At 71.5% G+C, this 14,032-nt stretch carries 11 protein-coding genes and 1 pseudogene; 11 read left to right on the plus strand and 1 reads right to left on the minus strand.

Going from position 1 to position 14,032, the window contains the following annotated elements:
• The first annotated feature begins 287 nt into the window (after window positions 1–287).
• The 5 genes and pseudogenes from CCN29_RS02810 to CCN29_RS02830 form a co-directional block, all read left to right on the plus strand.
• Window positions 288–1,601 (plus strand): ABC transporter substrate-binding protein, encoded by a 1,314-nt coding sequence (locus CCN29_RS02810; protein ID WP_086679907.1) that lies wholly within the window; start codon window positions 288–290, stop codon window positions 1,599–1,601.
• On the plus strand, window positions 1,598–2,557 hold the full coding sequence (locus CCN29_RS02815; protein WP_031022397.1) for a carbohydrate ABC transporter permease: 960 nt from the start codon (window positions 1,598–1,600) through the stop codon (window positions 2,555–2,557). Before CCN29_RS02810 ends, CCN29_RS02815 begins: the two co-directional genes overlap by 4 nt.
• Window positions 2,554–3,375 carry a carbohydrate ABC transporter permease gene (locus CCN29_RS02820; protein WP_006136351.1) on the plus strand — a complete coding sequence of 274 codons (822 nt, stop codon included), beginning with the start codon at window positions 2,554–2,556 and terminating at the stop codon, window positions 3,373–3,375. The genes CCN29_RS02815 and CCN29_RS02820 overlap by 4 nt, the downstream gene beginning before the upstream one ends.
• Window positions 3,376–3,434: 59 nt before the next feature.
• Window positions 3,435–4,658: a glycoside hydrolase family 76 protein gene (locus tag CCN29_RS02825; RefSeq protein WP_086679909.1), complete on the plus strand. Its 1,224-nt coding sequence runs from the start codon at window positions 3,435–3,437 to the stop codon at window positions 4,656–4,658.
• 53 nt (window positions 4,659–4,711) lie between these two features.
• Window positions 4,712–7,843, plus strand: a pseudogene (locus CCN29_RS02830) (glycoside hydrolase family 38 N-terminal domain-containing protein); the annotation flags it as partial.
• Window positions 7,844–7,888: 45 nt separating this feature from the next.
• Here CCN29_RS02830 and CCN29_RS02835 read toward each other — a convergent pair.
• Complete coding sequence (locus CCN29_RS02835; RefSeq protein WP_052034424.1) at window positions 7,889–8,359, minus strand: ATP-binding protein; 471 nt, start codon at window positions 8,357–8,359, stop codon at window positions 7,889–7,891.
• A 147-nt stretch (window positions 8,360–8,506) separates the two neighbouring features.
• On the opposite strand from CCN29_RS02835, the gene CCN29_RS02840 reads away from it, so the two are divergent.
• The 6 genes from CCN29_RS02840 to CCN29_RS02865 all read left to right on the plus strand — a co-directional run bounded on the left by CCN29_RS02840 (window position 8,507) and on the right by CCN29_RS02865 (window position 13,880).
• Complete coding sequence (locus tag CCN29_RS02840; RefSeq protein WP_086679910.1) at window positions 8,507–9,379, plus strand: helix-turn-helix domain-containing protein; 873 nt, start codon at window positions 8,507–8,509, stop codon at window positions 9,377–9,379.
• Window positions 9,376–9,567, plus strand: a complete 192-nt coding sequence (locus CCN29_RS02845; protein WP_031022391.1) for a DUF397 domain-containing protein — start codon at window positions 9,376–9,378, stop codon at window positions 9,565–9,567. The genes CCN29_RS02840 and CCN29_RS02845 overlap by 4 nt, the downstream gene beginning before the upstream one ends.
• Before the next feature lie 230 nt (window positions 9,568–9,797).
• Window positions 9,798–10,730, plus strand: a complete 933-nt coding sequence (locus CCN29_RS02850; RefSeq protein WP_086679912.1) for an ABC transporter ATP-binding protein — start codon at window positions 9,798–9,800, stop codon at window positions 10,728–10,730.
• Window positions 10,727–11,605 (plus strand): ABC-2 transporter permease family protein, encoded by an 879-nt coding sequence (locus CCN29_RS02855; protein WP_006136344.1) that lies wholly within the window; start codon window positions 10,727–10,729, stop codon window positions 11,603–11,605. The genes CCN29_RS02850 and CCN29_RS02855 overlap by 4 nt, the downstream gene beginning before the upstream one ends.
• A 44-nt stretch (window positions 11,606–11,649) precedes the next feature.
• The gene (locus tag CCN29_RS02860) at window positions 11,650–12,357 is read left to right on the plus strand and encodes a response regulator transcription factor (protein WP_006136343.1); all 708 of its coding nucleotides are present in this window, start codon (window positions 11,650–11,652) and stop codon (window positions 12,355–12,357) included.
• Window positions 12,354–13,880: a sensor histidine kinase gene (locus CCN29_RS02865; RefSeq protein ID WP_086679914.1), complete on the plus strand. Its 1,527-nt coding sequence runs from the start codon at window positions 12,354–12,356 to the stop codon at window positions 13,878–13,880. The genes CCN29_RS02860 and CCN29_RS02865 overlap by 4 nt, the downstream gene beginning before the upstream one ends.
• Window positions 13,881–14,032 lie beyond the last annotated feature (152 nt).

The raw sequence follows: 14,032 nt of genomic DNA on the forward strand, positions 1-14,032 counted from the left end.
TCCTCACTCGGCTCCATGGTGTGCTCGTTAACGATAACTTCGCTCGGCTGACGGTGTCCATGCCTGTCCCGAATGAAAACCAAGCGTGCACATCAAGCTGACCAGGGTATATGTGCGCGACTTCGCCGAACAACGATTCTCTTCGCCCTCGACTATTGCTCTGGCCGGAATGGTGTCGTTAACCTCCACGACACACGCACTGGCGGCACCAGGGGTTCTCCGGCGTCATGTGCGCCTGGCGGTTCACATCCGGCCATGCAGGTGGCCCGATTCCGTGAAGGTGATCAATGTCAGCATCGGGCAGGACCAGCAGTGCGGGCGTGCCGCTTGCTCGGCGCCGCTTCCTCGCCACCGTGGCCGCCGGCGCGGCCGCCGTGACGGCGGCCGGCTGCGCCCGGGGTGCGAGCACGTCCGCACAGCCGGGCACCACGAGTCTTTCCAACGACAACGCGACCTGGGACGACGGCTACCGCAAGGCCGGCCTGGAGCTGGAGAAGATCACCGGCTACTCGCTCAGGCCGCTGTCGAATCCGTCCGTCACCTCGTACCAGCAGGTCGTGCAGATGACGCTGGAGACCTCGAAGGCCTCCGACCTCGTCAAGTGGGCGTCGGGCTATCAGCTCAAGCGTCTGGCGCGGGCCGGCGGGCTCACCGACCTGAGCCGCGTCTGGCAGCGGTACGCGGACAAGGGGTGGGTGCGCGGTGCGTCGCGCGGGGCCGTCTCCTACCGCGGCAAGGCGTTCGGGATACCCCTGTACGAGTCGTACTACGTGCTGTTCTACAGCAAGCCGGTGTTCAAGAGGCTCGGGCTGTCCGAGCCGCGGACCTGGGACGAACTGCTGCACTGCGCCGAGGTCCTCAAGCGCAACAAGATCACGCCGTTCCTCGCCAGCCAGGTCGGCGGCTGGCCCGCGATCGAGTGGTTCCAGGAGCTGGTCAGCAAGGTGGACCCGCTCTTCTACCAGCAGTTGGTGGCGGGAAAGGCCTCCTACACCGACGATCCCGCCCGCCAGGCCATGGACATCTGGCAGGACTTCAACCGCAAGGGCTGGATGACCGCGCCCGACTTCGACCAGGCGCGCGGTCCCGGCGCCCTGAAGGAGGGCACGGTGGGCATGTTCCTGCACGGCACCTGGCAGGCCGCCGGCATGTCGGCGGCGGGCATGGAACCGGGCGTCGACTACGGCGCCTGCATCCTCCCCACGGTGCGGCCCTCCACCCCCAAGAGCGTGATCGCCGAGTCCGGTGTCTTCGTGGTGCCCAGCCGCGCCTCGTCGCATCAGGCGGCGATGGCGAACGTCGGGGCCTGGCTCGACCCGTCCGTGCAGCGGGTGTGGAGCGACTTCCTCCAGGACAGCTCCGCCAATCCGCGGGTGCGCGCCGGCAACCCGGTGGTGGCCGGGCTCCAGCGGGACATCGCCCGCAACAGGCGCCTGCCGCTCGTCCGGTACTGGGAGGCCAGTCCGCCGAGCCTCATCCAGGGCAACTCCAGCGACCTCGGCGGGTTCATGGCCGGGCAGACCTCACCGGCCACCACGCTGCGGCGGATGCAGGAGCGCGCGGACAGCGAATGGGCGGCCTGGAAGCGAGACGAAGCATGAGCATGCCTACGACCGACCGACGACCGTCGGCCCCGCTCGGCGAGCCGGCGGCTCCCGGGCCCGCGGCGCGGCGCCCGTCCCTCGCGCACACGGCCCGTGCGACGCGTGAACGGCTGACGGCCGGCGGGTTCATGGCCCCCGCCGTCCTCCTCGTCACGCTGTTCCTGCTGGCCCCGTTCGTGTGGACCGTCCACCGCAGCTTCTTCGGCGACTCACGGACCACGCCGTTCAGCTGGTTCGACAACTACACGCTGTTCGCCTCCGACCCCGCCCTCTCGCGCTCCGTCCAGAACACCCTGATGTGGGTGGTGGGCACGGTCGTGCTCCCCTTCGTCCTCGGGCTCGCCATCGCCTGTATGACCGACGCGAGCCGCTTCTCCCGCCTGGCCAGGCTGTGCGTCGTCCTGCCGTACGCGCTGTCCGGATCCGCCGTGGCGGTGGTGTGGAACTTCATGCTCACCACGGACGGGGCCGTCAACCAGGTCCTGGACACGTTCGGGCTCGGCTCGCTGGCCCAGGGCTGGCTGCTGACCTGGCCCGGCAACACGATCGTGATGATCCTCGCCAACGCCTGGCAGGCCACCGGCGTCGCCGTGATCCTCTTCCTGGTCGGGCTGCAGTCCATCCCGCCGGAGACGATCGAGGCCGCCTCCCTGGACGGCGCGACCGGCTGGCAGCGGTTCCGTCACGTCGTCCTGCCGCAGCTCCGCCCGGTGTCGATCATCGTGATCGGGATGAGCCTGGTGAACGGCCTCAAGTCCTTCGACCTGATCTGGGTGCTCACCCAGGGCGGCCCCGGCCGGGCCACCGAGACACTCGCGGTGTCCATGTACAACGAGACCTTCCTGGAACTGCGGCCCGGCGCGGGAGCGGCGATCGCGGTCGTCCTCACCGTGATCGTGCTGGCGGCCTCCTGGGTCTACCTGCGCCGCCAACTCGACGTGAAAGGCGTATGACGATGTCCCTCGGTCGCGCTGTGCGCAACACCATCATCGCCCTGCTCGCCGTGGTGTGGCTGATCCCCACCTGGCTGCTCGTCGTCAACGCGCTGGTCCCAGCGGAGAGTTACTCCGGCAGCCCCCACTGGCTGCCGCAGGAGTTCGGGCTGTTCGACAACATGTCCCAGGCCTGGGACAAGGCCAACCTGGGCCCGGCGCTGGGCAACAGCCTGCTGTACGCCGTCGTCAGCGCCCTGGCCGCCGCGGTCGTCGCCGGCTTCGCCGCGTTCGCCACGGTGATCATGCCCGTCAAGCGGCGGGCCCTGTGGTTCTGGGTGATCTACGCCGGGACCCTGCTGCCCCTCCAGGTCTTCATCCGGCCGCTGTTCCTGTCCTACGCGCGCACCTCGCTGTACGACACCCAGATCGGACTCGTCCTGCTCTACACGGCGATCGCGGTCCCGTTCGCGTTCTTCGTCATGCGCAACTACGCCCTCACGCTGCCGCGGGAGGTCGTGGAGGCCGCCCGTATGGACGGCGCCTCGTGGTGGCGGGTGTTCTGGCAGATCCACGTGCCGCTCACCCGGTCCGCGATGATCGCCGTGTTCGTGTTCCAGTTCGTGGCCGTCTGGAACGACCTCATGTTCGGCATCACCATGGTCACGAGCCGCAACATCCGCCCGGTGATGGCCGCGCTCGCCGACCTCCAGGGCAACTACTCCAACGTCGGGCCGCCCGTCGTCCTCGGCGGCGCCCTCCTGGTCTCGCTGCCGACCGTGGTGCTGTTCTTCTGCGCCCAGCGCTTCTTCGTCAGCAGCCTCAAGATCCACGGCTGAGCCCGTACAACCCGCACCTCCCCGTCCCTCCCTCCCCTCTGTCGCGAAGGGAACCACCCATGCCGCGCCCGCTGTTCACCCGTGCCGCGATCTCCGTCGTCTGCGCGGGTCTGCTCTGGACCGCCACGCCCGCACACGCCGGCAGTTCCGCACAGACCTCACGTCCCGAACGGGCCCGCCCGGTGTCCTCCGCCGTATGGGCCGACCGCGCCACCCGCGCCTACGACGCCCTCCAGCACCACCTCTACGAAGGCCCCGCCCAGCACGGGCTGTACCTGGAGCACACCCCCAGGCAGGCCAACGACCCCGCGCACTCCTACCTCTGGCCGTTCCGCGAGGCCGCGCAGGCGGCCGTCGACATGCAGCACCTGCCGCGCACCGGGTCCTCCTACCGCGACGACGCGGCGGAGCGGTTCGACACGGCCGAGCTCTACCTCACCGCCGGCCCTCGCCCGGGGTACGAGTCGTATCTGCCGGCCCCGCTGGGCACGGGCGGCGACATCTACTACGACGACAACGCGGTGGTGGCCCTCTCCCAGCTCGACCAGTACGAGGCCACCGGCGACAGACGCTTCCTGGAGCGCGCCGAGCGGGTCGTCCCCGTGGTCTCCCGCGCCTGGGACGGCGACGACGCCAAGTCCTGTCCCGGCGGCATGGACTGGTACGACTCCCCGAACAACACCATCCGGGCCACCAACGTGACCGCCCTGTCGGCGCAGCTCGCCGCCAGGCTCTACGAGCACACCCGCGACCGCGCGTATCTTCACAAGGCCGAGCAGTGGTACGGCTGGGTGTACTCGTGCATGCGCAAGGCGCCCGGTCTGTACGTCAACGACCGCGGCGACGACGGCAGCGTCAACGAGACCCTGTGGACCTACAACTCGGGCGCCATGATCGGCACGGCCACCGCCCTCTACCGCGGCACCGGCGACGCCGCGTACCTGAGGAAGGCGGTCGAGGACGCCAAGGGCTCCCTCGCCCACTGGACCGAGGGGAGCCGTCTGCACGACCAGCCGGCCGTGTTCAACGCCTTCTACTTCAAGGACCTGCTCGACCTGGACGCCGTACGCCCCGACCCCGCCTATCTGCGGGCCATGAGCGCGTACGCCGACAGCACCTACGCGTCGAACCGGGACCCCGCCACCGGCCTGTTCCGCTTCCAGCCGTCCAACGGCGGTGACTACGACCCCGCCGCGCCGGCCGCGACCCTCAACCAGTCGGCCATGGTCCAGATCTTCGCCACCCTCGCCGACGCCACCCACCACCGCCGCGGCTCCCACTGACCGGCCCGCCCACCCGCACCGCCGCACCCTCGACACGAAGGACCTCACGGACCATGCCCAAGCCCCCGCTGACCCGGCCGTCCCGGTGGGACGCCGACATCGCGCGCGACCTCCTCAAGGAGCGCGTGGCCACCACCGCCGGCCTCGGCGGCCTGCGGATACGGCTGTCGGGAGAGCCGCTGCTGCGCCGCGACGACAGGGGCGGCCTGCTGCAGTCCGTCCGGCTGCGGGTGACCGGCCCGGACGGCGCACCCCGCCCGCCGCGCATCACCCGGGTCCACGTCACCACCGAGGGCGGCAGCCCCGTCCACTGCGAACTCCTGCCGGGACCCGACGGCGACACCCGCCTCCTGGTCCCGGAGGTGGACGCACCCACCCCCCTGCTGATCGAGCTCCCGGACCTCGAAGAGGGCACGCGCATCCCCTTCGAGGCGCGCCCGCAGCGCCACTGGACGCTCCACCTGGTGCAGCACTCCCACCTGGACATCGGCTACACCGACCCGCAGGGCCGGGTGATGGCCGAGAGCCGCGCCTACCTCGACGCACTCCTGGAGCTGTGCCGGGACACCGACGAGTGGCCGGACCCCGCCCGCTTCCGCTGGGCCGTCGAGGGATTCCACTCCTTCCAGGACTGGGCGGCCAACCGGCCCCGCCGCCAGGTGGAGACCTTCCTGGACCGGGTCCGCGAGGGGCGCGTCGAACTCACCGCCATGCCCTTCAACCTGCACACCGAGACCTGCTCCACCGACGAACTGCACGAACTGCTGCGCCCGGTGACCGAGCTGCGCGACCGGCACGGCCTCGACATCACCACGGCCATGCAGACCGACGTGCCCGGCCAGGTCGTGGGTCTGCCCGACGTCCTCACCGACAACGGCATCCGCTACCTGTCCGTCGCCCACAACTGGGCGGGCCGCGCCGTGCCCCACCTCGTCGGCGGCGAACACCTGCCGCGCCTGTTCCGCTGGCAGGCGCCGAGCGGCAACAGCGTCCTGGTCTGGCGCACGGACACGCCGCACGGTCTGGCGTACATGGAAGGGTCCATCCTTGGCTTCGACGAGTCCTACGACCACGTCGACGACCTGCTGCCGGCCTACCTCAGCGCCCTGGCCCGGTTCCCCTACCCGCACGAGGGACGCGGGATCCCCGGCTTCCCCGCCCTCGACCTGCCCGATACGGCCGACCCCTACCCGTGGGACGTGCTGCACCTGCGGGTCCTCGGCAAGTTCGCCGACAACGGCCCGCCGCGCCGCATCATCTCCGACACGGTGCGCCGCTGGAACGAACAGTGGGCGTACCCGCGGCTGCGCGCCTCACGCAACCAGGACTTCTTCGAGGACGCGGAGAAGCGGGTCGGCGACCGCCTGGAGACCTACCGCGGCGACTGGACCGACTGGTGGGTCGACGGCGTCGGCGCGGGCGCCGTACCGCAAGCGGCCACCCGGCGCGGACAGGCCGCCCTCGCCGAGGCGCAGACCGTCTCCGGGTTCGCGCACCTGATGGGCGTGCCCGGCAGCACGGCCGTGACCCGGAGCGCACCGGCCGTGTACCGCTCCGCGTCGCTGTTCAACGAACACACCTGGGGTGCGGGCGACCCCTGGACCCACGGTGACCACGGCCACGGATCCGGCGAGAAGCAGTGGCACTGGAAGTACTCCCAGGCCATGCGCGCCCACGACGACGCCGAGACACTGCTGGACGCCGCCTCCGCCCTGCTCGGCGAGGCGTTCGCCCCCGCCGAGGACGCGCTCGCGTCGTACTACACGGTGAACACGTGCAGTTGGCCCCGCACCGAGACCGCACGCCTGTTCCTCCCGGAGAGCACCGTCGCGCTCGACACCCCCGTCCAGGTCACCGACGCGCGCACCGGCACCCCCCTGCCCTTCACCGAGGAGGCGCAGAGCAACGAACGCCACCGCGCGGCGGGCCGCTTCCTCCACGTGCCCGTGACGGACGTACCCGCCTGCGGCGCCGTACGCCTGGACATCACCGCCCGCACCGGGACCCCGGCACGGGACGGCGAGGACGAGTCCCCCTACACCGACGCGACCGTCCTGGAGAACGCTCACCTGCGCGTCACGGTCGACCTGCGCGAGGCGTGCATCGCCTCCGTCGTCGACAAGGCCACCGGGCGCGAGATGGTGCGCCAGGACGCGGTCGTCGGCTTCAACGGATACGTCTACGACGAGTACGCCACGGCCGGCGGCTTCAACCACCAGTCCAGCAAGACCGTGGCCGACGACTCGATGCACCTCCTGGCCTCCCGCACCACCGCCCCGCCCGCGGCCCTCGTCGAGCGCACCACGGACGCCACAGGGCAGACCCTCGTCTACGAATGCGCCCCGGCGGGCACCCGCAGGCTCCGGGTGCGGGTGCACCTTCCGCACCACGCGGCCCGCGTCGACATCGAGAACCGCGTCGACAAGACCGCGACCCTCACCAAGGAGAGCGCCTACTTCGCCTTCCCGTTCGCCCTCGACCATCCTGTCGTGCACACGGAGGCCACGGGCGGCGTCCTCGGCACCGACCGGGAGACCGTGCCGGGTTCGGCCACCCACATGCGCGCCGTCCGACGCTGGATCAGCCTCAGCGACGGCACCCACCACGCCGCCCTGGCGACGGCCGACGCCCCGCTCGTCCAGCTCGGCGGCATCGCGATCCCCTACGTCCCCTACCCCCCGTCCCTGCCCCAGGAGGAACCGGCCACCGTCTTCTCCTGGGTGCACAACAACATCTGGGACACCAACTTCCCCTCCCAGCAGGCGTTCGACCACGTGTTCCGCTACAGCGTCGGCTTCGGCTCCTGCTCAGCCGGGGACGACACCTCCGCCGGCGCGGACGAACTCGCCGCGCGCGTCGCCGCCGTGACCGGCCACCCGCTCGTGCCGGTACGCGCCCGCGCCGAATCCGGGGCCGGCACTCCGGCGCAGAGGCGGTTCCTGACCGTGGACGACCCCCGGGTACGGCTCGTCGGACTCACCGTCCCCGACGACGGCCACCTCCTGGTGCGCCTCCAGTCGATGGCCGGCACCCCCGTCACCTGCCGCCTGAGCACGCCGTTCACGGTGACCGGCGCCGCACGCACCACCTACCTCGGCCTGAACCCGCGTGACATCGGCATCGAGCGGGACGGCTCGGTGCCGGTCGACATTCCGGCACTCGGGACGGCGGCGGTCGTCCTGCACAGGACACAGCGGTCTCGTCGAGGCCGTGACGCCCCGGCCGGGCAGTCACGCCAGGCGCAGTTCGGCCCACACCGTCTTGCCCGGCGCGCCGTCACGCGGCGTGACGCCCCAGCGGGTCGCCAGTCCCGCGACGATCAGCAGACCCCGGCCGGACTCCGCCTCGCCCGGCGCTTCCGCGTCGGCGAGCACGGGGACGCGTTCGGTCCGGGTGTCGCTCACCTCGACGCGTACGGCGTCGGTCCCCTGGCTGAGCCGGACATGGAAGTCCCGCCCGGCGACATGCCCGTGCCGGACCGCGTTGGCGGCCAGCTCGGCGGTGATCAGCGCGAGTGTCTCGTTCACCCGGCCCCCGTACGGGTGCCCCCAGCTGTCCAGCCGGTGCGAGACCAGTCTGCGCGCCAGGCGGGCGCCGCGCGGGGAGGAGGTGAACGCCATCGCGAACTCGTGCAGGGGGCAGGGGCTTTCGCCTCCGACGCCGGAGGTGTGCCCCCGAGGGGTGGAGATTCGGCTGTTCATGTGGCCCACGTTGCCGGTGCGGTTTTAGCGTGACCAGATACGCCACGCATACGAGTCGTCGCTGTAAGTGGCCGATGTGCGGGTGTAGGCGGGACGGAGCGTGACGGTCGGCGCGGGGGTGCGTTGACCGAGGGAGGTGGTACGGGGATGAGCGAACCCACGGGACTGGCGGACGGGGCGGCCGGGGGCGGCGAGGTCGAGGAACGGCATGCGGAACCGGACGCCGGCTCCGGGGTCCTGCGGGTCTTCGGACGCCAGTTGAAACGGTTTCGGGTGCGGGCCGGGATGGAGCGGCCCGAGTTCGGCTCGCTGACGGGGTACTCGGTGTCGACCATCGCCGCGTACGAGCAGGGGCGGCGGGTGCCGCCGCCGAGGTTCATCGACCAGGCGGACGAGGTGCTGGACGCGGGCGGGGTCCTCCAGGAGATGAAGGAGGAGGTGGCCCGGGCGCAGTATCCGGCGTTCTTCCGGGACGCGGCCAGGCTGGAGGGGGAGGCGGTCGAGCTCCATGTGTACGACACCCACCTCATCAACGGGCTGCTGCAGACCGAGGAATACGCGCGGGCCGTGTTCACGATGCGACGACCGTTGCTCAGCGAGGAGGTGATCGAGGAGCGGGTTGCCGCGCGTCTCGCCAGGCAGCGGATCTTCAGCCGCGTACCGATGCCCACCCTCAGCTTCGTCATCGAGCAGTCCGCGCTGACGCGGCCCCTAGGCGGTACCGAGGTGATGCGGGGACAACTGGAGCAGCTTCTGCTGCACGGCCGGCGGCGCAACGTCGAGATCCAGATCATGCCGAACGCGCGCGACGAGCATGCCGGTCTGGCTGGGCCCTTCACCTTGATCGAGACACAGAATGCGCGGAGGATCGCCTACGTGGAGGCGTACAAGGACAGCCGCCTCTACACGGACCGGGGCACTGTCCGTCAGCTCGAAGAGCAGTACGGTCTGCTACGGGCACAAGCTCTCACGCCCCGCGAGTCGTTGACCTTCGTCGAGGAACTGCTGGGAGAGACATGAACATCGACGTCGAGGAAGTCGTCACGTGGCGCACGAGCAGCTACAGCAGCGGTGAGGGCGGCCAGTGCGTCGAGGTCGCCCTCCGCCCTCACCTCGTACACGTACGCGACTCCAAGGACGTAGCCCGGCCCGGCCTCGCAGTGGACGCGGCGGCCTGGGACGCCTTCGTCCGCTTCGCCGGTCGGTGACGCTCTGAGTCTGCCCCTGGCCACGAGCCAGGGGCATCGCCCCCGTATGTGAGTTCCATGTGAATCCCCGGCCCGACGGCCCCCTACGGTGCGGTTGCCGCAGGTCAGAGGATCGCGGCTCCCACGCGGCACACATGTTCACGCAGAGTCGGCTCACCTCGGCCGCCGAACGTGGAGTGGTGCGCGCGGCCCTCGCGTGCACCACTGCCGCCTCCGGTTCGGGAGCCTTGATGATCGAAGTGCGTGGCCTGACCAAGCGCTACGGCGACGTCCTCGCCGTGGACGACCTGACCTTCGCCGTCCGGCCGGGGGAGGTGACCGGCTTCCTGGGGCCCAACGGCTCCGGCAAGTCCACCACCCTGCGCATGGTCCTCGGCCTGGACGCCCCCACCGCGGGCACCGCGACGGTCGGCGGGCGGCCGTACGCCGCGCAGCCGGCTCCGCTCACCGTGGTGGGGGCGCTGCTGGACCCGGGCGCGGTGCTGCCGAGCCGCAGCGCGTTCCACCACCTGCTGGCGCTCGCCGCCGGCAACGGCCTCCCGCGCCGCCGGGTGGACGAGGTGCTGGCCGACGTCGGCATGGAGAAGGCCGCCCGGCGCAAGGCGGGGACCTTCTCGCTCGGCATGCGCCAGCGGCTCGGCATCGCAGCCGCCCTTCTGGGCGACCCGCCGGCCGTCGTCTTCGACGAGCCCCTCAACGGGCTCGACCCGGAGGGCATCGTCTGGATCAGGCAGCTCATGCGGAGCATGGCCGCCGAGGGACGCGCCGTGCTGATGTCCAGCCACCTGATGAGCGAGATGGAGCTGACCGCCGACCATCTCATCGTCATCGGCAGGGGCAAGCTGATCGCGGACATGTCGATGAAGGCGTTCATCGACATGAACTCCGAGCGCGAGGTCCTCGTACGCAGCCCGCAGGCCGAAACCCTGCGCGGTCTGCTGGCCACGGCCGTCGACGTGCGCACGGAGAACGACGGCGCCCTGGTGGTGACCGGCCTGGAGGCCGCGGAGATCGGCGCCCTCGCGGCGGCCGGCGGCGTGGAACTGCATGAGCTGTCACCCCGTCAGGCGTCCCTGGAACAGGCGTTCATGGACCTGACGCGTGACGCGGTGGAGTACCAGGCGGAGACCAAGACGGAGACGATGACGGGGGCGAGCCGATGAGCCGCACCGCCGCGTGGCCCCGCCCGGGCCGGACGGCGAAGAACCTCGTCCCTGCCCGCCGGACCGGCCCGGAACCGAGCAGTCCGACCACGCGCGGGGCGACCTTCCGGCACAGCCTGCACGCCGAATGGATCAAGATCCGTACGATGCGCTCCACCCCGTACCTGATCCTCGGGACCCTCGCCTTCTGCGTCGGTCTCGCCGCGCTGAACGGCTCGTCGGCCGGAAGCGAGTACGCGGACCTGAGCCCCGCCGACCGGGCCGTCTTCGATCCGCTGGCCACCAGCCTGCGCGGCTATCTGCTCGCGCAGATCGCCCTGGGGCTGCTGGGTGGCATGGTGATCACCTCCGAGTACGGCGCCCGTACGATCGTCAGCACACTGACGTCGGTGCCGCACCGGGCGAGGGTCCTCGGGTCCAAGGCGGTCGTCCTGGTGGGCGTGGCGCTGCCGGCCGGGATCGCGGTGTCCCTCGCCGGGTTTCTGGTGGGGCAGGCGTCGCTGTCCGGGGCGGGCGCTCCGCGCCTGGCGCTGTCCGACGGCCTGGCACTGCGCGGCATCCTCGGCGGTGGTCTGTATCTGGCGCTGGCCGGGCTCTTCGGACTGGCTCTGGGTACCGTGATCCGCTCCACGACGGCCACGGTGACGACACTGTTCGGCGTGCTGCTCATCGTCCAGGCGTTCGCGCCGGCCCTGCCCGGCGGGGTCGGGGAGTGGGTGTCGACGTACTGGCCGCCGATCGCCGGAGGCCAGATCATCACCGGCTACCGCGATCCCGAGCTCCTCGGCCCGTGGGCGGGTCTCGGCGTGATGGCCGGGTGCGTGGCCGTGCTGCTGGCGGCGGCGTTCGTCGTCTTCCGCAAGCGCGACGCCTAGCGGGCCGGGAGACTGGGACCGATGATCGGTGGGGAGCGGGTGACATGACGGGCGCAGAGCAGCTGCTGCTGGTGGTGGAGGACGAGCCGACGCTGCGTGACCTGCTGTCGGCGAGCCTGCGGCTGGCCGGGTTCGAGGTGGTCGCGGCCGAGAACGGGACGCGGGCGCTGGAGGAGGTCGGCGCGCGCCGGCCCGACCTGATCGTCCTGGACGTGATGCTGCCCGACATCGACGGCTTCGAGGTCGCACGCCGGCTGCGGCAGTCGCACCCGGCCGCGGCCGGCGGGCCTCCGCCGATCCTGTTTCTGACCGCCCGCGACGCGGCCGAGGACCGGATCAACGGGCTGCGGGCGGGCGGCGACGACTACGTCACCAAGCCGTTCAACCTGGAGGAGCTCGTCCTGCGCATCCAGGCCGTGCTGCGTCGCACCGGCGGCCACCGGCAGGACGGCCTGTTGGTCGTGGGTGATCTGGAGCTCGACCCGGACAGCCGTCAGGTGCTCCGGGGCGGCCGGTCGGTGGAGCTGTCCCCGACCGAGTTCAGCCTGCTGCGGGTGCTGATGGAGAACGCCGGACGGGTCCTGTCCCGGGAGCAGCTGCTGGAGCGCGTCTGGGCCTACGACTTCGGCGGCGACGACTCCATCGTCGCCTCCTACATCAGCTATCTGCGCCGCAAGATCGACACGGATGAGCCGAAGCTGATCCACACGGTGCGGGGCATCGGCTACGTACTGCGCAGGCCCCGCCCATGAGGCCGCCGTCCGCCCGCCGGGCCCTGGAACGGCTGTCCCTGCGCGGCCGCCTGGTGGCGATCTGCCTGCTGCTGGTGGTCGCCGCCCTGCTCGCCAGCAATGCGCTGCTCGTCACCCTGCTGCAGCGCCAACTGGTCGACCAGCTGGACGAACGGCTCCGGTCCGCCGCCACGGCGGCCGCCCGCCTGTCCGACCTCACCGACCTGACCGACCTGGCCAGGATTCCGGGCGACACCGGGCCACGGGCGCGCGACGTGGTGGAGGGCGAGCTGACCGGCGACGTCCATGTGGTCTACCTCGACGCCGAGGGACGTGTCCGGCGGACACCGCGTCCGGCCGCCACCGGCGCGCCCCGGCTGCCGAAGCTCGACCGGGCGGCGGTCGAGGCCCGCGACGAGCGGCCGTTCGAGGCCACGGCCGTGGGCGGCGGCGAGAACTGGCGGGTGATCGCCGTGCCGGTCGGCCAGGCAGGAACCCCGGCGGGCGGCAGCATCGTGGTGGCCGGTTCGCTGGACCAGGTCGGTGCGACCATCCGGGGTCTCGGTGTACGGATGCTGGTGATCGACTCCCTCGTGCTCGCCCTGCTCGGCGTGATCGGCTGGTTCGCCGTACGGGCCGGACTGCGCCCGCTGCGCCGGATCGAGACGACCGCGGCCGCCATCGCGGGCGGCGACCTGTCCCGCCGGGTGTCCCGGCCGGCCTCCCCCCGCACCGAACTGGGCCGCCTGTCCGACGCTCTCAACGGCATGCTGGACCGGATCGAGGAGGGCGACGCCGCACGCGCCGCCACCAACGCGCGCATGCGGACCTTCCTCGCGGACGCCGGCCACGAACTGCGCACCCCGCTGTCCGGCATCAAAGGCTTCACCGAGCTGTACCGGATGGGCGGCATGCCCGAGCGCACCGACGTCGACGCCGCGATGAGCCGCATCGAAGGCGAAGCGGCCCGCCTCGTGCGCATCGTCGAAGACCTGCTGCTGCTCGCGCGCCTCGACGAGGAGGCCGCCGCGAACCTGCGACTGCCGCTCCATCTCACGCCGATGGACCTGCGCACCCTGGCCGCCGACGCCCTGCACGACCTGCGGGCCCTGGCTCCCGACCGTACCGTCGTCCTGACCGGACCCGGCGGCGGACCGCCCGGCGGCGCCCCCGTCCTCGGGGACGAGGCGCGGCTGCGGCAGGTGACGTCGAACCTCGTCGGCAACGCCCTCGCCCACACCCCGCCGGGCACCCCGGTACGGATCGGCGTCGGCACCCAAGGCGGCCTGGCCGTCCTGGAGTTGAGCGACGAGGGGCCGGGTCTGACCGCCGAGCAGGCCGCCCATGTCTTCGACCGCTTCTACCGGGTCGACCACGCCCGCGGCCGCACCCGGGACGGCGGCGTCGGTCTGGGCCTGTCCATCGTCCACTCCCTGGTGAGCGCCCACCACGGCCGCATGGAGGTCGACACGGCCCCCGGCGAGGGCGCCACCTTCCGCATGGTGCTGCCCCTGCACCCCGACACCCCTGCCACGGGCTCCTGATCCTCACTCAGCAGGTCCCTTCACCCCAGGCGTTGCCCCGCCGTGACGGCCCGTACCGGGCCACGGCACGCGACAGCCGCAGCCGGGTTACTCCGGCCTGCCCGCGTACCGCTCCACCTGCGGTGACGGCCTCCAACCCGTCACGGACGAGG

It is taken from the genome of Streptomyces pseudogriseolus (assembly GCA_002154585.1).
GTDB lineage: Bacteria > Actinomycetota > Actinomycetes > Streptomycetales > Streptomycetaceae > Streptomyces > Streptomyces pseudogriseolus.

Coding starts and splice junctions, on each gene's coding strand:
- CCN29_RS02855 (WP_006136344.1), top strand. CDS start 10,727: ATGAGCCGCACCGCCGCGTGGCCCCGCCCGGGCCGGACGGCGAAGAAC.
- CCN29_RS02820 (WP_006136351.1), top strand. CDS start 2,554: ATGACGATGTCCCTCGGTCGCGCTGTGCGCAACACCATCATCGCCCTG.
- CCN29_RS02835 (WP_052034424.1), bottom strand. CDS start 8,359: ATGAACAGCCGAATCTCCACCCCTCGGGGGCACACCTCCGGCGTCGGA.
- CCN29_RS02845 (WP_031022391.1), top strand. CDS start 9,376: ATGAACATCGACGTCGAGGAAGTCGTCACGTGGCGCACGAGCAGCTAC.
- CCN29_RS02840 (WP_086679910.1), top strand. CDS start 8,507: ATGAGCGAACCCACGGGACTGGCGGACGGGGCGGCCGGGGGCGGCGAG.
- CCN29_RS02825 (WP_086679909.1), top strand. CDS start 3,435: ATGCCGCGCCCGCTGTTCACCCGTGCCGCGATCTCCGTCGTCTGCGCG.
- CCN29_RS02860 (WP_006136343.1), top strand. CDS start 11,650: ATGACGGGCGCAGAGCAGCTGCTGCTGGTGGTGGAGGACGAGCCGACG.
- CCN29_RS02810 (WP_086679907.1), top strand. CDS start 288: ATGTCAGCATCGGGCAGGACCAGCAGTGCGGGCGTGCCGCTTGCTCGG.
- CCN29_RS02865 (WP_086679914.1), top strand. CDS start 12,354: ATGAGGCCGCCGTCCGCCCGCCGGGCCCTGGAACGGCTGTCCCTGCGC.
- CCN29_RS02815 (WP_031022397.1), top strand. CDS start 1,598: ATGAGCATGCCTACGACCGACCGACGACCGTCGGCCCCGCTCGGCGAG.
- CCN29_RS02850 (WP_086679912.1), top strand. CDS start 9,798: ATGATCGAAGTGCGTGGCCTGACCAAGCGCTACGGCGACGTCCTCGCC.